Origin of the sequence: Flavobacterium sp. (assembly GCF_013822155.1) — a bacterium.
Lineage (GTDB): Bacteria > Bacteroidota > Bacteroidia > Flavobacteriales > Flavobacteriaceae > Flavobacterium.
The window spans coordinates 39,463-57,948 of the sequence record NZ_PNJW01000008.1 but is presented as its reverse complement, the minus strand read 5'-3'; the positions used below and the strand labels follow the sequence as shown (position 1 = coordinate 57,948).

Below are 18,486 nucleotides of genomic sequence, written 5' to 3'. Positions count from 1 at the left end.
CCATCCACCTTTATTAATTACCTTTCTCAATCCCACCGTTTTTCATTAAACTGATTTTTCTTCCAAAACCACATCATTAAAAATCCGGTTAAAGCTCCACCTACGTGAGCAAAATGGGCAATTCCGCCACCTCCGAAAATAGATTCTCCTTTTAATCCCATAAATAAATCACCTAAAACTAATACCGGAACAAAATATTTCGCTTTGATGGGTATTGGTAAAAACAACAACATCAATTCCGCATTTGGAAACATAAAAGCAAAGGCAACAATTACACCATACAATGCTCCTGATGCTCCAACAGCGGCGGTTTGATATTTGATTGCTGCACGAACAATAATATTATATTGCTCTTGATTAGCATTTACTTTTTCAAGAATATTATTTAAACTCCCGTCAATAATTTTATTATTAACATCAAATTGATTAGTATGATCAATATTCATTAATATGTGCATATCAGAAGCTGAAATATTTAATTCAGAAACTTGTTGTAACAATGAATTAATCTCATAATAGTTCATTCCGGTGTGTAGTAAAGCTGCTCCTAATCCACAAGAAATATAAAAAAACAAAAACTTTTTCCATCCCCAAAAATGTTCCAAAGCTGAGCCAAACATGATTAATCCGAACATATTAAAGAAAATATGCATCAAATTAGGCAATTTAGCATGCATAAACATATGTGTAATGGGTTGCCACCAATGAAAATTATCATTCAAAGGATAATAAAGTGCCAAAAGATCATTAGCAGCTGTCGCAATTGTATTAGAAGCAATGAAAAAAATCACATTGATAATTACCAATTGCTTTACGGTTTCAGTCATTCGCATCATATCGCAAATTTTTTATCTAAATCATCCACACTTATAGTGATGAATGTGGGTTTGTTAAATGGAGAAACATCCGGCTCTTTGCATGCAAAAAGGCCATTTACTATGTTTTCCTGCTCTTTTTCAGTTAAATAAGTTCCTGTTTTCACCGCTAAACTTCGTGCCATTGATTTGGCAATAGAATCATTTTGACTAAAGCTACTTTCCGGAATCCCATCTTGTAAATCATTTACTAACTCTTCTAAAACAATAGAAACTTCACTTTCTGTTACTTGAATTGGAATTCCTGAAATGATAATTTTATCACTTTCAATTGCATCAAAAATAAATCCTGTATTTTCTAAAGCTGTTTTTAACTCTTTCATCAAATGAATTTCATTAGTAGAAAAATAAATTTCTAAAGGAAATAACAAATGCTGACTGGAGGCTTGTTGAACTGTCATGTTTTTCAAATATTGCTCATACAAAATTCGTTGATGAGCTCTTTTTTGGTCAATCACCATCATGCCTGATTTAATGGAACTCAAAATGTATTTTTTCTGAATTTGATAAGTTCTGTTTTTAGATTCCTCTATATCTGTATCGTTAAAAAGGGAGCTTGATACTGCTTCCTGTTCAAATGGAAATGATTCTATTTCCTTAGTGTCATTTTTTAAACCAACATACAAACTTTCCCAATGAGCATTTTCCGTTTTTCTTTCTCTATAAGTTGAACCTCCAAAATTCATTGTTGCTTTTTCTTCCGCAAACGGATTAAAATTAGAATTAACCTGAATTAATGGCGTCGAAGCATCTTTATTTTGATAATGATAAGGTGTGTCTAAATTGGGGTCACGTTCAAAATCCAATACGGGAGCCACATTAAATTGACCTAAACTATGTTTTACGGTAGAACGTAAAATTGCATATAAAGCGTGTTCATCATCAAACTTAATTTCAGTTTTGGTAGGATGAATATTGATATCAATAGTATTTGGTGATACCTCTAAATAAATAAAATAACCCGGTTGCATACCATCTTTGAGTAAACCTTCATAAGCAGCCATCACTGCATGATGCAAATAACCGCTCTTAATATATCTATTGTTAACAAAAAAGAATTGCTCACTTCTGTTCTTTTTTGAAAATTCAGGTTTTGAAATAAAACCATTCACTTGAACAATTTCAGTTTCTTCAGAAATAGGGACTAATTTTTCATTGGTTTTCCCTGAAAAAATAGCGACTATCCGTTGTCTTAAATTTGAAGAGGGCAAATTAAACAACTCACTTCCATTATGAATAAACGTAAAATGAATGGAAGGATGAGCTAAAGCAACTCTCTGAAATTCATCAACAATATGGCGATGTTCTACAGTTTCTGACTTAAGAAAATTACGCCGTGCCGGAATATTAAAAAACAAATTCTTTACGGCAAAGGATGTTCCTTTTGGCAAAACAGAAGGATCTTGTGTTATAAATTTACTCCCTTCAATAATAATATGCGTTCCTAATTCGTCAAACTCTTGTTTTGTTTTTAGTTCCACATGAGCAATTGCTGCTATTGACGCTAAGGCTTCTCCTCTAAATCCTTTGGTATGAATAGTAAATAAATCTTCAGCATGACGAATTTTAGAAGTTGCATGGCGTTCAAAACACATTCTGGCATCCGTAACGCTCATTCCATTGCCGTTATCAATTACTTGAACTAATGATTTTCCTGCGTCTTTTACTATCAGTTTAATATCTGTAGCTTTTGCATCAACTGCATTTTCTAACAATTCTTTTACCACAGATGCAGGTCGTTGAACGACCTCACCGGCAGCAATTTGATTAGCCACATGATCGGGAAGTAATTGTATAATACTCGACATTATCTTTTGATAAATATGGAAAGATCGAAATCGATAATGAATAAAAAAATCAATAGTAATACAAGGATTATGGCAATTAATCTGAAATTTATTTCTCTGTTACCACGGTGTCTGCTGTCATTTCTGGCATCACTCCAATGTGCTCTGAAGTCATTATAGTTTACCGTTTCTCGGTTTTTATTAAACTTAGAATCAAAATCATACAAGTTGCCATGCTCCTTCCCTTGATAATGTCTAGGAGTATAATTGAAACTTCTGTTTTTGGGCAATTTGAATAACGATTTTTTAATCATTGTGTTTTGTATTAACCTTCAAAGTTAAGTAATTCTCAATTGACTTGAAAATTTGAATATGTGAAAGTTTTGTTACTTTTCAACAAAAAAAGTAAAAATTAAAAAGTAGAAATTGTAAACTAAATTATCTTTTTAATGAAAAATGCCCCTTAATTGTTCGATTGTCTTCTAAACTGATTACATACCAATAATCATCTGCCGGTAAAGGATTACCATTAATTGTTCCGTTCCAACCTTGATTGACGGGTGTAATTTGAAATAACAATTTGCCGTATCGATCAAAAATGTCTATTTGTATTTTTACATTAGAATCTTGGGTTATTCCTCTCAAGTTCCATAAATCATTGTATCCATCAGAATTTGGAGTGAAAAATTTGGGAATGCTTAAAATATTAATGTCATTAGTTTCAATTCCGCAATTATATAAATCTTTGACGTAAACTGTAATTAATCCGGGCTCAACATTTGTAAAAATAGTTGACTCCTGGTATAAAACGCCATCAATACTATAAACATAATTTCCAATTCCAGAAACAACTATAACAATTGAATTTTCATCAATTAAATCATTTATAATAATATCTTCAATTACTGCAATTTCTGAATCCATCACTTGAATGGTTCTCGTCTTGGCACAACCTTCGAATGAAGTTACCTCAACTGTGTAGTTTCCCGCTTGATTTACCAAAATTGAATAATTAACAGCATTCGGAATTAAAGTTTGATTTAAAAACCATTGATAATTGTAATTACCAGTTGAATTTTCATCCTCTAATCCTGCGGTAAGCTCAACAAAATAATCGGGATTATTTTTACAAACATATTGAATATCACCTTCTAAAATAATCTTTGGAGTTGGCAAAACGGTTAATGGTATTTGAATAGTTGCAAAACAATTTAGATTAGTAGGATTAATGACTTTTGCTGTTATAATTTGTGAACTGCTAACATAAGGATTTGGTAGCGGACTACTCAGTGGCACATTGTTTTCATCGTAATATTCAACTATCATTCCTGTTTGACCGCCCAAAATTGCCGATTGAAAGGATGATGTGTCAAAACTATAAACTCCGTTTTGTACAGAGGGATCAATTTCATCATCACATACTCGAATCAAACTAGTAGGCACCTCAAATGCTTTCGGCAAATAATCAACTACAAAGGAAAGAGTAGTTTGAAAGGAACAGGCCAAAAGTGTATTGTTCTTAATTGTAACCTGAAGTGTTTTTGTACCCGACACAAATGGATTTGGTAATGGACTAGGTAAAACAACATTATTTTGATCCCGATATTCGATTGTTACATTGGTCAATCCATTTAAAAAATTATTTTCTAAATTGGTAGTATCAAAACTAAACAATCCATCATCGTCGTCGTCACAAGTTACTATTTCAAAAGGGTTCACGATTGGAATTTGTTCTACTTTCAACGTAATATGATGCCCCAATCCGATACATGAATTATTCAACTGACTGTCAATTCTAACATAAATATTTTGAAAATTAGGAGAATTACTATTCACAAAGTTAGCAGTATCCAAAATAGGATTATTTTCTGCTAAAGCATCCTCAATAGACTCAAAATAAGTAACTATTAATTGTTGCCCCTGTGGAAATAAATTTAAAATTGTATTCGTAAAGGAACTAAAATCAAATGTTGAAATACCATCAGTATTAGAACCCGAAGCCGTATCATCACATTCCGTAAAAGTTTCCAGATAACCAGCCGGAATTAAAGTTGTAGCAACAATTAAACTCAAACTGACAATGTTATAACAATTATTCAAATTGGTTACTCGAACATAAACTTCGCCAAAACCAGTATTTTGGTTTACAAAATTCATCGGATTTAGAATTCTATTTAAGTTATCTTGAGCATCCGTAAGGTTTGTGAAATAATCAAAAACTAACCCATTAGTATTTGTAACCAATAATGAATTAGCCTCCGTTAAATTAAAAGCACTAAATCCGTCCAGGTTATCATCACATTGTTTAAGAGAAATATTCGAATTTAACAATGGTCTTGCAACAACTTCAATCGCAAGTTCAGCAATTGCAAAACAATCCCCCGAAACTACCCTAACAAAAAAAGCATGCATTCCAATTGGTAATGGAATTGATTGCACATTCGTCAATTCGTTTGTTATTCCTTCAGCATCTGCTAAAGTTGGGAAATAGGAAAAAGAAACTGAATCATTTCCTGTATAAATCTCGTTCGAAAAAGCTCCTAAATCAACTATTGCTTCTTGGTTAACAGTATTTTCACAAACAATTTCAGAAACATCATTTACTTCAATACCACCTAAAACAATCGGGATTGTTTTGACTTCAAAACAAACCGTTAAAATATTAGAAACCCTAGCATAATAAGTAGCTGAATTTACGGCAACTGGACCAACTAAAGGATTTACATTAAAAATAGCATTCTCTGAAGAACTGAAATATGTAACAACAAATTCGCCATTCGTTCCGGCAAGATAACTTGCACTTAAGGTAGAAAAATCAAAAGTTTCTATGCCGTCATTCCCGGAATCACATAACGTTACTTCATCAAAATCCTGAAAATTATAGGCTTGAAATGGATTGGCTATTGTTGCTGTCCCAGTCCAAGTTAAGGTAAATGGAGAACTTCCAATTGGTCGATCAATAACAATAAAATAACTTTGACCGGACATAACCGATAAATTTCGAACATAACTGTTACCATCATTTCCAGGACCTTCAAAAAAATCACTGGAAGACGAATTCATTCCGGTATGATTATTTGCTTGATTAATTGCTTCGGGATTAGTTGTAGAACATCGTATCGGTGAACCTAAATTAGAGCAAGAAGCATCCGGACCAAATACCCAAAAATCATAATCTTCCTCAATTGCAGAACTTATAGGAACCAAATCAAAACCTAAAGTTCCCCATTGTTCAACAGTTACACGAATCCACAATGAATTATTTTCTTGCGATGAACAAGATTGAGGAATAATTTCTTGCACACCGAAACCTGATACATCATAGGCAATATTTTGATTATCACAAGCCTGTATATAATTCATACAATCATTTGGCAAATTTTGACCAAAACCAAAAAATGAAATTAGAAAAGGAATTATATATAGAAATGTTTTTTTCATAGCCAAAATGTAAAAACAACTATTTGCTTTAAACGCAAACACCATTTCTTGTTAAAATTAATTAAAAAAACAATGCTTACTTACTATTTAAAAATAAATAAGGAAGAAAAGATTGAAAAATCTAAATAATAATTGAAAAACTATTGAAAATGAGACATTTTAATGGCGGCAACAGCAGCTTCAACACCTTTATTACCGTGTTTACCACCACTTCTATCGATAGATTGTTGAAGATTATTATCTGTTAATACACAAAAAATAACGGGTACTCTCCCCATTACATTTAAATCTTTTATGCCTTGTGTGACGCCCTCACAAACAAAATCAAAATGTTTAGTTTCCCCCTGAATCACACTGCCAATGGCAATAATCCCAGCTAAATTAGGAATTATTTCCATCATTTTACTACAACCGTAAATGAGTTCAAAACTTCCGGGAACATTCCAACGAATAATATTTTCAGGTTTCACATTGCAATCCAATAAAGTAGCTAAAGCTCCTTGAAAAAGGCCTTCTGTAATTGTTTCATTCCACTCAGAAACAACAATCCCAAACGAAAGATCACTAACGTTTGGGAGTGTGTTTTTATCGTACTGCGATAAATTTTTATTTTCGGTAGCCATGATTTATTGTGCCATTCCAATTAAGCCATCAATATTACGAGCTTCCGGAGCCGTTTCATATTTTTCTTTGATTTCTGTAAAATATTTTAATGCCTCTGCCTTTTGACCTAACGTTAAAGCAGTTTGACCTGCTTTAAGCAAAAAGATAGGCGTTGTCATTTCATTCACATTCATTTCGGCAGCTTTTATATAATATTCTAAAGCTTCTTTTAATTGATTTTTTTGTGCAAAAGCATCACCAATTAATCCAACTGCTTGTGTACTTAAAATTAAATCATCCGATTTGAATTTATCCAAACTTGCAATAGCTTCTGTGTTTTTACCAAGGTTCAAATAAGAAACACCCGCATAAAAATTAGCTAAATTTCCGGCATCTGTTCCTGAATATTCATCAGCGATTTTAATAAAACCATATTTTCCGTCTACTCCATTCAAAGCAGCATTAAATAAACTGTCTTGACCGGTTGTTCCATCAATTGCTTTTTGAAAATTTTGTTGAGCTGTAAACATTTCTTCCGCAGCATCTGTTTCTTTTGGCTCAACAATAAACTTTTGATACATTAAATATCCAATAGTAACTAAAGCGATAGCACCAACGATTCCAAAAATATATTTTTGATTTTTAACAACCCACTCTTCAGTTTTAGAAGCTCCTTCATCTAACTTATTAAAAACACCAGCTGTGGTACTGTCTTTTGCATCGATATCAACATTCTCTTCAATATCTTCTACTTCCTTTGGTTTTGGAGATTTAAATCCTCTTTTATTGTAAGTTGCCATTTATATTTAATTTAATGAGCCGCAAAAATAAAATTTTTATTCCTATTTGAAAGTAATTTTTTAGATATTTTTGAATATTTTGCATGGCTTTGATTTTGTACTGCAATTATTCCTTTAAATCAGATTACTTTTGCAGGGTATATTACAAAACAAACTGAACATTTTAATCCGTCTTATTGTGTTTTTAAAACGAATTTCACTTTTTAATTATAAAAATTTTTCTGAGACTCAATTTGAGTTTGACACCAAAATAAATTGTTTTGTTGGAAAAAACGGAGTAGGAAAAACCAACGTTCTCGATGCAATTTATCATTTAGCTTATGGCAAAAGCTATTTTAATCCGTTGGCTGTACAAAATATTAAGCATGGAGAAGAATTTTTTGTTGTTGAAGGTGATTTTGATAAAAACAATCGCAACGAACAAATTGTCTGTAGTTTAAAGAAAGGACTCAAAAAAATCTTAAAACGCAATGGGAAAGTTTATGATAAATTCTCTGAACATTTAGGTTTAATTCCTTTAGTAATCATTTCCCCTACTGACAGCGATTTAATCACAGAAGGAAGTGAAACTCGACGGAAATTCATGGACAGCGTGATTTCACAACTCGATTTATCCTATTTAAATCAACTCATCCAATACCAAAAAATTATTTTACAACGCAATGCCTTGTTGAAATATTTTGCTTTAAATCAGACATTTGATAAAGATACTTTGCAAATTTATAATGAACAATTACAAGCTTTAGGGCAAACTATTTTTGATAAAAGAAAAGAATTTATCGAGAATTTTCTACCTATTTTTAACAAGCATCATCATGCTATAACCGATTCAGCTGAACTAGTCAACTTGGTCTATGAAAGCCATTTATTTGAAAATAATTTGGAAAAATTATTAGAAGTTAACTTAGCCAAAGATAAAGCTCTACAATATACTTCTGTTGGCATTCACAAAGATGATTTGTCGTTTGAAATTGACGGCTATCCAATTAAAAAATTTGGCTCACAAGGACAACAAAAATCTTTTTTAATTGCTTTAAAACTAGCTCAATTTGAATTTTTAAAGAAAAATAGTGGTCAAAAACCTATATTGCTATTTGATGATATTTTTGATAAATTAGACGAATTTAGAGTAAGTAAAATTGTAGAAATGGTTAACCACGATGAATTTGGTCAACTTTTCATTTCTGATACTCATCCTGAACGAACAGAAAATATTGTAAAATCGACACATCAGAGTTATAAAATTTTTAAATTATAAAATCATGATTCAAGCTAGTGCACTCCAATTTATTGACGATTTAAAAAACAACAATAACAAAGAATGGTTTCATGAAAACAAAAAACGGTATGATCTTTTTAAAAAAGAATACCAAACTTTGATTGCTGCTTTATTGCAAGAAATGAAACCCCAAGATGCTAGTTTGGAATTACTGGAAGTGAAACATTGTACTTTTAGAATCAATCGAGACATTCGCTTTTCTAAAGACAAATCGCCTTATAAAAGTAACATGGGAATTTGGATGACAACCGATAGAAATCGAAAAAATGCACCCGGATATTATATCCATTATGAAAAAGGAAGCAGTTTTATTGCCGCCGGAATTCATTGTCCGGAACCGGAAGATTTGAAAAAAATTCGTAAAGAAATTGCTTTTTTTCAGGAGGATTTAGAAGAAATTTTAGCTAATCCAAGCTTTAAAAAAGAATATGGAAGTTTAGACAGAGACGAATCTAATGTGCTTAAAAAAGCTCCAAAAGATTATGAGCCTAATCATCCAGCAATTGAATTTTTAAAATTAAAAAGTTTCACTGCCACTCAAAAAATCGATGATTCGCTCTTTACAGATAACAATTTTGCAAAAAAAATGGCTCAAAAACTTATAATTTTAAAACCTTTGAACGTATTTTTGAACCGTGCTTTAGAAACTATTGAATAAGAGAATAAAATGCAAATTCATAAAAATTTTTCATTAAAAAAGTATAACACCTTTGGTATTGAAGCCAAAGCCAGACAATTCGTTTCAGTTCATTCCGTTGATGAATTGATTACCGTATTAAATGAAAATCCAACAACTAAAAAATTTATACTTGGAGGTGGCAGTAATATGTTGCTAACACAAGACATTGATGCTTTAGTCATTCATTTAGACTTAAAAGGGAAAAAAATCATAGATGAAAATGATGATTTTGTTTGGGTTGAAAGTCAAGCCGGTGAAAACTGGCATGAGTTTGTAATTTGGACAATTGATCAAAACTTTGGTGGTTTAGAAAACTTATCTTTAATCCCGGGTAATGTAGGTACTACCCCCATTCAAAATATCGGAGCATATGGTGTAGAAATCAAAGACACCTTTGTGTTATGTGAAGCTATTCATAGTGAAACGCAAGAGTTGATGATTTTTACCAATGAAAAATGCAAATTTGGGTATCGCGAAAGTATTTTTAAAAACGAAGTAAAAGATGAATTTATTATAACTTCAGTTGTTTTTAAATTAACCAAAAAAGAACACAAACTCAATACATCTTACGGTGCGATTGAAACTGAATTGGAAAAACAACATATTACTAATCCAACGTTAAAAGACGTTAGTAATGCGGTCATTTCTATCCGTCAAAGTAAATTACCGGACCCGAAAGAGTTAGGAAATAGTGGAAGTTTCTTTAAAAATCCGGTTATTTTGAAAACTGATTTTGAAAAAATTCAACAAAAATTTCCTGAAATGCCTCATTATGTAGTTTCAGAAACAGAAGTGAAAGTTCCGGCCGGATGGCTTATAGAACAAGCCGGATTTAAAGGAAAACGTTTTGGTGATGCCGGTATACATAGAAATCAAGCCTTAGTTTTAGTAAACTACGGAAACGCAACCGGTCAGGAAATATTAGCAGTAGCAAAAGACATTCAAGCAACAATTCAAGCTACTTTTTCTATTTCCATTGAGACAGAAGTCAACATTATTTGATGTTTAAAAAGGTTTTATTTCTAAAATTAACTTTAAATAACGAACCATTAAGTGAACACTTTTTTGTATCTTTGCCACGTAAAAAAACACTTGAAAAATGAAATTGGTCTTAATCACAATTGGTCTTCTTGCACTTGCTTTTGCTGGAATTGCTATTAAAATATGGGCAAAAAAAGATGGAAAATTTTCCGGAACTTGTGCCAGTCAAAGTCCGTTTTTAAATAAAGAGGGCGAGAATTGTAGTTTTTGCGGAAAAACTTCCGAACAAATGAAAGATTGTTCTGAACCTTCACATTCTTAAACCAGAACCAAACAATGCTCGACATTTTATTTTATAGTTTAATTGGAGTCGTAATCATTCAATTATTCTATTACATTGTTGTATTTGGTAATTTTTCGTTTACAAAAAACCAGAAAAATAATCCAAAACGAATTCCGATATCCGTTATTGTTTGTGCTAAAAATGAAGCGGATAACATTAAAAAATTTGTTCCGCTTTTATTAGAGCAAAATTATCCCGATTTTGAATTAGTTCTAATTGACGATTCGTCTACAGATGAAACGTTAGAATTATTTGAACAATTTGAAAAACAGGATTCCCGGGTAAAATTAGTTAAAGTCAAAAACAACGAAGCCTTTTGGGGAAATAAAAAGTTTGCCTTAACCCTCGGAATTAAAGCCGCTAAAAACGAATATCTGTTATTTACAGATGCTGATTGTTATCCAACTTCAAAAGAATGGATTAAGGAAATGAGTTCTAATTTCACCCTAAAGAAAACAATTGTATTGGGATACGGAGCCTATGAAAAAATACCTGATTCGTTTTTAAATAAACTGATTCGTTTTGAAACAATGTTAACGGCTACTCAATTTTTTGGGTGGGCAAAAATGGGTAAACCCTACATGGGTGTCGGACGAAATTTAGCCTACAAACGAGAAGAATTTTTTAGAGTAAATGGATTTATTGACCACATGAAATTGCGTTCCGGTGATGACGATTTATTTATCAATCAAGCTTCTGAAAAAGAAAATACAGCAGTTTGCTTTTCAAAAGAAAGTTTCACTTATTCCATGCCAAAAACAACTTATAAAGAGTGGTTTACACAAAAACGCAGACATGTTTCAACTGCTACTTATTACAAAATGTTTGATCGGTTTCAATTAGGGTTGTTTTTTCTGACACAATTATTATTTTTAATATTAGCCATTCTTTTATTGTCCATTAATTTTCAATGGATGTTTGTTTTGCCTGTTGTTTTAATTCGTTACACCTTTGCTTGGATATCAATGGGTTTTGCTGCTACTAAACTAAACGAAAAAGACGTTATCTATTGGTTTCCGGTCATGGAAATTGCTCTTATTTTCACTCAATTAAATGTGTTTTTTACTAATATTTTTTCAAAACCTGTTCATTGGAAATAAAAAAAATCATAGAAAAAGCCATTAGTGGTGACCAAGTTGCCTTTACTTCATTATTAGACATGTATTGGAATGAAGTCTATGGTTTTATGCTTAAGCGAACAGAAAATGAAACCGATGCTGAAGATATAACCATCGAAACTTTTTCCAAAGCATTTGATAAAATTGCCAGTTATAATTCAGAATTTCAATTTAACACTTGGTTAATTGCAATTGCTAAAAATGTCCACATTGACATGCTTAGAAAAAAGAAATCTACGCTTTTTGTGGATATGAATGACGAAGAAGACCATCAAGCTTATAATGTTGCCGATACTACTCCATCTGCTGAAGATAAGTTGATTACAGAACAAAATTTGTCTCGTTTATTAGCCTACATAAAAGAGTTAAAACCCCATTATCAGGAAGTTATTCAACTTCGATACTTTCAGGAATTAAGTTATCAGGAAATTGCTGAACATTTGGACGAACCTCTAAACAATGTGAAAATAAAATTGCTTCGGGCAAAAAAATTGTTGGCAGAAATTATTTTAAAAAGATAATTCAACAAAGCCTAAAAAAACATTAAACTGCTAAAATCCCTAATCTTTTTCTATCTTTGCTTTTCTAAAAATTGCACTATGAATACTGTTTTAGAAAACGTTCAACCACCAATTGGCAAGCCAAAATGGTTACGTGTTAAACTACCTACCGGAAAAAAATATACTGAACTACGCGGTTTAGTGGATAAATATAGCCTAAATACGATTTGTACTTCTGGTAGCTGCCCAAATATGGGTGAATGTTGGGGCGAAGGCACTGCAACTTTCATGATTTTAGGAAATATCTGCACGCGTTCTTGTGGTTTTTGCGGTGTAAAAACAGGTCGTCCGGAAACAGTAGATTGGGATGAGCCTGAAAAAGTGGCACGTTCTATTAAAATTATGAATATCAAACATGCAGTTATTACCAGTGTAGACAGAGATGATTTGAAAGACATGGGTTCCATAATTTGGTTCGAAACGATTCAAGCCATTCGACGTATGAATCCTGAAACAACGTTGGAAACCTTGATTCCTGATTTTCAAGGGAACGAACGCAATATTGATAGAATTATTGAAGCCAATCCGGAAGTTGTTTCTCATAATATAGAAACCGTCCGACGTTTAACTCGTGAAGTTCGTATTCAAGCTAAGTTTGATAGAAGTTTAGAAGTGTTGCGGTATTTAAAAGCTCAAGGAATTAAGCGTACAAAATCAGGCATCATGCTTGGTTTGGGCGAAACAGAAGAAGAAGTAATGGAAACAATGCGTGAACTACGGTCAGTAAATGTTGATATTGTAACCATTGGTCAATACCTGCAACCGAGTAAAAAACATTTGCCGGTGAAAGAATTTATCACCCCAGAACAATTTAAAAAATACGAAGACTACGGAAAAGAATTAGGTTTCCGCCATGTGGAAAGTGGAGCTTTGGTTCGTTCTTCCTATCATGCTCAGAAACATATTTTATAATTTTTATTCCATGAAAATTAAAACTATTTTTTTTGTTATATTCTGTTCATTAATTTCCTGTAAAAAACAAGAAATTAATAACCCTTTTGTTATAGAAATTGATGATAAAAAAGTTGAATTAATATTAGAAAATGAAGCCGATTTTTTGACATATGATATACCTACAAAAGCTGAATTGGTTTGGACTAACATAGAATTAGGTGATGCTATTTTTATAGGTAGAGGAATTAAATTGATTCAAAATAAAAATTCAAGATCATATATTGAAATTAATTATACATCAGAAAAAAGCAAATCTGATACTTTAGAAATAAAAATTTCTAGTAAAGATAGAGAAAAAGATTCTTATGAATTTATTGGAAGCATTAAAGTACCTGTGAAAAAATAATATCTCAGCCTGAAACCTGAAACTTCAAACTTGAAACCAAAAACAAAAATAGCCATTAACGGATTTGGTCGTATCGGAAGAAATGTTTTCCGTTTATTATTAAATCATCCAACCATTGAAGTCGTTGCTATCAATGATTTAGCCGATGCCAAAACAATGGCTCATTTATTAAAATACGATAGTATTCACGGTATTTTAAATGCTACTGTTTCGTTTGATGAAGAAAATATCATTATAAATGAAAAGAAAATTCCCTTTTACAGAGAAAAAGATATTCAAAACCAACATTGGGAAGCTATAGACTTTGTTATTGAAGCAACCGGAAAGTTTAAAACATATAATGAAGCCTATTTACATATTGAGGCCGGTGCAAAAAAAGTAATTCTTTCTGCACCACCCGAAGACGATCGAATAAAAACTGTTGTTTTAGGTGTAAATGAATTCATTTTAGACGGCTCAGAAATTATTATTTCAAATGCCAGTTGTACCACAAACAACGCTGCTCCTATGATTAAAATCATAGACGAGTTATGTGGTATCGAACAAGCTTATATTACTACTGTCCATTCTTATACCACCGATCAAAGTTTGCATGATCAACCCCATAAAGATTTGAGAAGAGCTCGAGGAGCTTCACAATCGATTGTACCTACCACAACAGGAGCCGCAAAAGCATTAACCAAAATTTTTCCAAACTTAGTGGATAAATTAGGAGGAAGTGGGATTCGAGTTCCCGTTCCCGATGGTTCTTTGACTGACATTACTTGTTATGTTTCCAATGCGGTAACTATTGAGGAGATTAACACTGCCTTTTTAATAGCTTCTCAAAATAACTTGAAAGGAATACTAGCTTACACTGAAGACCCAATTGTTTCCGTGGACATCATAGGAAACCAAAATTCTTGTTTATTTGATGCTCAATTGACCTCTGTTATTGGCAAAATGGTAAAAGTAGTAGGTTGGTATGACAATGAAATTGGATATTCATCGAGAATTATTGACTTAATTGAATATATTTCAAATAAATAGTTAATTTTATGCCATCAAATTTTTCGATTTTTTGGTATGAAGTATTTTATTTTAACCATCCTTTTCTTTACTACAGCAATAAATGCTCAAAAAAAAACTAACGCTAAAGTAGCTTTAGACAGCACTAATTATTATATAGAGTTAGCCAATTTTCATAAAAAAAATAATAATTTCAGAAGTTCACAAGAATATATTCAAAAAGCCATTGAATTTGCTGAAATTAAAAAAGACATTCAAGCCCAAGCAGATGCTTATTCTTTTCTAGGCAGTGTTTATTTCGAATTAAAAAAAATCGAAGATGCCATACAAACTTATGACAAAAGCATCAAACTGTATAGCACACAAAAACCCTCCTCTAATCAAGCCTATGCATTATATAATTTAGGTGTTTGTTATGTTGAAATGAAAGATTATTCTAAAGCAGAATTTTATTTTAAAGGAGCCGAAAATATTTATGAAATTATTGAAATACCGGAAGCAAAGGAAATGGTCAACCTTCAAAAGGGAATTGTTTACAGAGCAAAAGGTGAAAATCAATTGGCTTTATCTATTTTAAACACCATTATCGTTAAACCGGACGAAGAAGATCATTTTAAAACCAAAGCGGAGGCTCTTTACCAAATTGGACTAATTGAGGCTGAAAATAACCGAAACAATCTAGCTATAAATTACTTAACGAAAGCGATGGAATTAAGTACAAAAAATAAAAATTTTGAACTTAAAGCCAAAGTAGCAAAATCATTAAGCGAAGTTTATGAAAAAATGATTGATATAAACAATTCATTCAAATATATTAAACAACATATACGAATTAGGGATAGTATTAAAGAAATAATCAACAAAAGAGTTGGAACGGAAGATTTCTTGAGCTTTAAACAAGCAGAGCAATTAAAGTCCATCGACCAAATGAATCGCGAAAATAAAGAGCAACAAAGAGCTAATAAATTCTCTAAATTAATAAGCATCTTAAGCATCGCATTAATCTCGATTTTATCTTTATTAAGTTTGTCTTTGTATAAAAATAATATCATCCGAAGTCAATCTAATAAACAATTACAAGACAAAAATCAAGAATTACAAATTGCTAAAGACAAGGCTGAAAAAGCCTCAAAAGCCAGAGCAGAGTTTTTATCTACCGTAAGTCACGAGCTGCGAACACCATTGAATGCCATCAATGGGATTACCCATTTATTAATTGAAGAAAATCCGAAAAAATCACAATTACAATACCTAACTTCTCTTAAATTTTCCGGTGATTATTTACTCACTTTTATCAATGATATTTTAGAAATAAACCGCGTTGAAAGTGAAAACATTGAAATTGAAAGTATCAATGTAAATGTTAAACAACTTTTAAGTGATTTACACAATTCATTTAAAGATTTAGCCAGTAAAAATAACAATGAATTTATTTTAGAAATTGACGAAAAAATTCCTGACCATTTAATTGGAGATCCAACAAAGCTTTCACAAATTTTCATTAACCTCATCAACAATGCTTTAAAATTCACTAAAAACGGAAAAGTTAGTATTGGAGCATCAGTTGTAAAAACTGAGAATGATATTTCAACCGTACATTTTGAAATTGCTGATACCGGTATTGGAATTCCAATTGAAAAACAAAGTTCTATTTTTGAAAGTTTTTCACAAGGTTCTGTTGAAATAAACCGAAAATATGGTGGAACCGGTTTAGGTCTAGCCATTGTAAAAAGATTAGTTAGTTTACTTGGCGGTGAAATTCAATTAATTAGCAGTCAGGGAATTGGATCCACTTTCTCTTTTGACATTGATTTTAAATTAGGTCAACAAACATTTGTAGAAGTTAAAAAACAGTATGACGAAAGCATTTTTGTACACAAAAAAGTTTTGGTAGTAGAAGACAATAAAATCAACCAAATGATTACCAAGAAAATGTTGGAAAATAAGGAAATCATTTGTGAGTTAGTTGACAACGGTGAAGAAGCTATTGAGATGGTTAGAAGCAACGAATATGATTTAATACTAATGGATGTTCACCTACCAGGAATTAATGGAACGGAAGCCACTGAAAAGATTCGTGTATTCAATAAAACAATTCCGGTAATTGCCTTAACCGCTATTTCTTTAAATGAAAATAGAGAAATGTTACTTTCGTTTGGGATGAATGATGTTGTCACTAAACCATTCAATCCTGATAATTTTTACAAAGTTATTGCCAATCAACTTAGTTCGATTTAAAAATAAAGCCATCTTTCATTACGAAAATTACATTTTCCAATGTTTTGATATTTTGCAATGGGTTTTCATCTACAGCTATAATATCTGCTAAGAAGCTTTCTTTGAGTTGCCCCAAACTGTTTTCCATTCCTAATAATTTAGCATTAGTTATAGTTGCAGCTTGAATAGCTTCCTTTGCGGGCATTCCTGCTTCAACCATATAGCCAAACTCTTTGGCATTTAAACCATGAGGGAAAACGCCCGCATCTGTTCCAAAAGCAATTTTTACTCCTCTATTATATGCTTTTGCAAATGTGTTTTGAATTTGAGGTCCGACTTCTAAAGCTTTTGGCCTAACAATTTCCGGATAAAACCCGGTTATTTTGGCTTTTTCTGCTACCTCTTTTCCGGCAGTAATAGTAGGCACTAAATATGCATCATACTTTTTCATCATTTCCATTGTTTCCTCACTCATAAAAGTACCGTGCTCAATAGTTTTAATTCCTCCTAAAATTGCCCTTTGCATTCCTTCATCTCCATGTGCATGAGCAGCCGTTAACATATTATAATCTTTGGCAGTAGCCGTAATCGCTTTAATTTCATCAAGTGTGAATTGAGGGTTTTTTCCGTTTTTTGCCACACTCAAAACACCTCCAGTTGCTGTAATCTTAATTACATCTGCCCCTTCTTTGTATCGTTGTCTAACAGCTTTTACAGCATCTTCGGGTGAATTAATTACTCCTTCAATCGGACCCGGGTCACCCATTAACTTTCGAGAACTTCCATTAGTTGGGTCAGCATGACCTCCCGTAGTAGCAATCGATTTTCCCGCAGCAAATATGCGTGGACCAACTACAATACCTTTATCAACAGCTTTGCGAAGAGAAATATTTACTCCTGAACCACCCAAATCACGTACAGTGGTAAATCCAGCCATTAATGTTATTCGAGCATAACGGGTTGAAGCAAAAGCAACATCAGCCTCATTATCAGTATATTTAGCATCATAGTTAGTAGAATTAAACTCATTTTCAAGATGCACATGCATATCAATAAGCCCAGGTAGTACAAATTTATTTTTTAAATCAACTTCTATATCATTCGGATTAATAGGAGCAACATACCCATTTACAACTTTAATAATCTTATTGCCCGAAACCACAATTGTCATATCAGTGAGTATTTTTCCTGTTTGTACATCAACTATTTTTCCACAATGAAGATATGTATCTTGTGCTAATAAAATGCAAGAGAATAGGAATGTAAAAAGAAAAGCGAAGTTGTTTTTCATACTATTATTTTTAGAAGGTCTTTCAAAAATACAAATCTTATCGATTGAAAGACAAATGTTTTAAATAATAATTGAATTGGATTCATAGCCCTGATTGTAACGAAAATCCTCGCAGACTGGAAAACTATTTTTTGTAGGTTTAAAAAAGCGACCAAAGGAAGCTCTTTTTGAACCTAACAAAAAAGTTTTGCTGACAAGAGATTG

At 32.1% G+C, this 18,486-nt stretch carries 17 protein-coding genes; 10 read left to right on the top strand and 7 right to left on the bottom strand.

The window, feature by feature from the left end; all coding sequences use genetic code 11:
* Positions 1 to 26: 26 nt before the first annotated feature.
* From C0512_RS03710 to C0512_RS03685, 6 genes are all read right to left on the bottom strand, one after another.
* Positions 27 to 836, bottom strand: coding sequence for a rhomboid family intramembrane serine protease (locus C0512_RS03710; protein ID WP_290858998.1), 810 nt, complete (start codon positions 834 to 836; stop codon positions 27 to 29).
* The gene (gene mutL / locus C0512_RS03705) at positions 833 to 2,683 is read right to left on the bottom strand and encodes a DNA mismatch repair endonuclease MutL (protein ID WP_290858996.1); all 1,851 of its coding nucleotides are present in this window, start codon (positions 2,681 to 2,683) and stop codon (positions 833 to 835) included. The genes C0512_RS03710 and mutL overlap by 4 nt, the downstream gene beginning before the upstream one ends.
* Positions 2,683 to 2,976 (bottom strand): hypothetical protein, encoded by a 294-nt coding sequence (locus C0512_RS03700; protein ID WP_290858995.1) that lies wholly within the window; start codon positions 2,974 to 2,976, stop codon positions 2,683 to 2,685. Before C0512_RS03700 ends, mutL begins: the two co-directional genes overlap by 1 nt.
* A gap of 124 nt (positions 2,977 to 3,100) precedes the next feature.
* Positions 3,101 to 6,025: a T9SS type B sorting domain-containing protein gene (locus tag C0512_RS03695; RefSeq protein WP_290858994.1), complete on the bottom strand. Its 2,925-nt coding sequence runs from the start codon at positions 6,023 to 6,025 to the stop codon at positions 3,101 to 3,103.
* A gap of 218 nt (positions 6,026 to 6,243) precedes the next feature.
* A complete protein-coding gene (ribH, locus tag C0512_RS03690; protein ID WP_290858992.1) occupies positions 6,244 to 6,726 on the bottom strand; it encodes a 6,7-dimethyl-8-ribityllumazine synthase in 483 nt (160 codons plus the stop codon).
* 3 nt (positions 6,727 to 6,729) lie between these two features.
* Positions 6,730 to 7,506, bottom strand: a complete 777-nt coding sequence (locus C0512_RS03685) for a tetratricopeptide repeat protein (protein WP_290858991.1) — start codon at positions 7,504 to 7,506, stop codon at positions 6,730 to 6,732.
* Between the two features lie 178 nt (positions 7,507 to 7,684).
* Here C0512_RS03685 and C0512_RS03680 point away from each other — a divergent pair, with 178 nt between their 5' ends.
* The 10 genes from C0512_RS03680 to C0512_RS03635 all read left to right on the top strand — a co-directional run bounded on the left by C0512_RS03680 (position 7,685) and on the right by C0512_RS03635 (position 17,012).
* The gene (locus C0512_RS03680) at positions 7,685 to 8,764 is read left to right on the top strand and encodes a DNA replication/repair protein RecF (RefSeq protein ID WP_290859023.1); all 1,080 of its coding nucleotides are present in this window, start codon (positions 7,685 to 7,687) and stop codon (positions 8,762 to 8,764) included.
* Between the two features lie 4 nt (positions 8,765 to 8,768).
* Positions 8,769 to 9,443 (top strand): DUF2461 domain-containing protein, encoded by a 675-nt coding sequence (locus tag C0512_RS03675; protein ID WP_290858989.1) that lies wholly within the window; start codon positions 8,769 to 8,771, stop codon positions 9,441 to 9,443.
* Between the two features lie 9 nt (positions 9,444 to 9,452).
* Positions 9,453 to 10,466 (top strand): UDP-N-acetylmuramate dehydrogenase, encoded by a 1,014-nt coding sequence (gene murB / locus C0512_RS03670; RefSeq protein ID WP_290858987.1) that lies wholly within the window; start codon positions 9,453 to 9,455, stop codon positions 10,464 to 10,466.
* 97 nt (positions 10,467 to 10,563) lie between these two features.
* Positions 10,564 to 10,767, top strand: coding sequence for a membrane or secreted protein (locus C0512_RS03665; RefSeq protein WP_290858985.1), 204 nt, complete (start codon positions 10,564 to 10,566; stop codon positions 10,765 to 10,767).
* Between the two features lie 14 nt (positions 10,768 to 10,781).
* A complete protein-coding gene (locus tag C0512_RS03660; protein WP_290858984.1) occupies positions 10,782 to 11,888 on the top strand; it encodes a glycosyltransferase in 1,107 nt (368 codons plus the stop codon).
* On the top strand, positions 11,879 to 12,427 hold the full coding sequence (locus C0512_RS03655; RefSeq protein WP_290858982.1) for a sigma-70 family RNA polymerase sigma factor: 549 nt from the start codon (positions 11,879 to 11,881) through the stop codon (positions 12,425 to 12,427). Before C0512_RS03660 ends, C0512_RS03655 begins: the two co-directional genes overlap by 10 nt.
* A gap of 78 nt (positions 12,428 to 12,505) precedes the next feature.
* Complete coding sequence (lipA, locus tag C0512_RS03650) at positions 12,506 to 13,378, top strand: lipoyl synthase (RefSeq protein WP_290858980.1); 873 nt, start codon at positions 12,506 to 12,508, stop codon at positions 13,376 to 13,378.
* Positions 13,379 to 13,388: 10 nt separating this feature from the next.
* On the top strand, positions 13,389 to 13,766 hold the full coding sequence (locus C0512_RS03645) for a hypothetical protein (RefSeq protein WP_290858978.1): 378 nt from the start codon (positions 13,389 to 13,391) through the stop codon (positions 13,764 to 13,766).
* Between the two features lie 30 nt (positions 13,767 to 13,796).
* Positions 13,797 to 14,795: a type I glyceraldehyde-3-phosphate dehydrogenase gene (gene gap, locus C0512_RS03640; RefSeq protein WP_290858976.1), complete on the top strand. Its 999-nt coding sequence runs from the start codon at positions 13,797 to 13,799 to the stop codon at positions 14,793 to 14,795.
* A 36-nt stretch (positions 14,796 to 14,831) separates the two neighbouring features.
* Positions 14,832 to 17,012, top strand: a complete 2,181-nt coding sequence (locus C0512_RS03635; protein WP_290858974.1) for a response regulator — start codon at positions 14,832 to 14,834, stop codon at positions 17,010 to 17,012.
* Here C0512_RS03635 and C0512_RS03630 read toward each other — a convergent pair.
* Positions 16,999 to 18,282 (bottom strand): amidohydrolase family protein, encoded by a 1,284-nt coding sequence (locus C0512_RS03630; protein ID WP_290858973.1) that lies wholly within the window; start codon positions 18,280 to 18,282, stop codon positions 16,999 to 17,001. The two genes, C0512_RS03635 and C0512_RS03630, sit on opposite strands and share 14 nt — an antisense overlap.
* Positions 18,283 to 18,486 lie beyond the last annotated feature (204 nt).

What these genes read in the sequence shown, in the direction of transcription:
- C0512_RS03710 (WP_290858998.1), bottom strand. Translation starts at nt 836, where the DNA reads ATGATGCGAATGACTGAAACCGTAAAGCAATTGGTAATTATCAATGTG.
- mutL (WP_290858996.1), bottom strand. Translation starts at nt 2,683, where the DNA reads ATGTCGAGTATTATACAATTACTTCCCGATCATGTGGCTAATCAAATT.
- C0512_RS03700 (WP_290858995.1), bottom strand. Translation starts at nt 2,976, where the DNA reads ATGATTAAAAAATCGTTATTCAAATTGCCCAAAAACAGAAGTTTCAAT.
- C0512_RS03695 (WP_290858994.1), bottom strand. Translation starts at nt 6,025, where the DNA reads ATGAATTATATACAGGCTTGTGATAATCAAAATATTGCCTATGATGTA.
- ribH (WP_290858992.1), bottom strand. Translation starts at nt 6,726, where the DNA reads ATGGCTACCGAAAATAAAAATTTATCGCAGTACGATAAAAACACACTC.
- C0512_RS03685 (WP_290858991.1), bottom strand. Translation starts at nt 7,506, where the DNA reads ATGGCAACTTACAATAAAAGAGGATTTAAATCTCCAAAACCAAAGGAA.
- C0512_RS03675 (WP_290858989.1), top strand. Translation starts at nt 8,769, where the DNA reads ATGATTCAAGCTAGTGCACTCCAATTTATTGACGATTTAAAAAACAAC.
- murB (WP_290858987.1), top strand. Translation starts at nt 9,453, where the DNA reads ATGCAAATTCATAAAAATTTTTCATTAAAAAAGTATAACACCTTTGGT.
- C0512_RS03665 (WP_290858985.1), top strand. Translation starts at nt 10,564, where the DNA reads ATGAAATTGGTCTTAATCACAATTGGTCTTCTTGCACTTGCTTTTGCT.
- C0512_RS03660 (WP_290858984.1), top strand. Translation starts at nt 10,782, where the DNA reads ATGCTCGACATTTTATTTTATAGTTTAATTGGAGTCGTAATCATTCAA.
- lipA (WP_290858980.1), top strand. Translation starts at nt 12,506, where the DNA reads ATGAATACTGTTTTAGAAAACGTTCAACCACCAATTGGCAAGCCAAAA.
- C0512_RS03645 (WP_290858978.1), top strand. Translation starts at nt 13,389, where the DNA reads ATGAAAATTAAAACTATTTTTTTTGTTATATTCTGTTCATTAATTTCC.
- C0512_RS03635 (WP_290858974.1), top strand. Translation starts at nt 14,832, where the DNA reads ATGAAGTATTTTATTTTAACCATCCTTTTCTTTACTACAGCAATAAAT.
- C0512_RS03630 (WP_290858973.1), bottom strand. Translation starts at nt 18,282, where the DNA reads ATGAAAAACAACTTCGCTTTTCTTTTTACATTCCTATTCTCTTGCATT.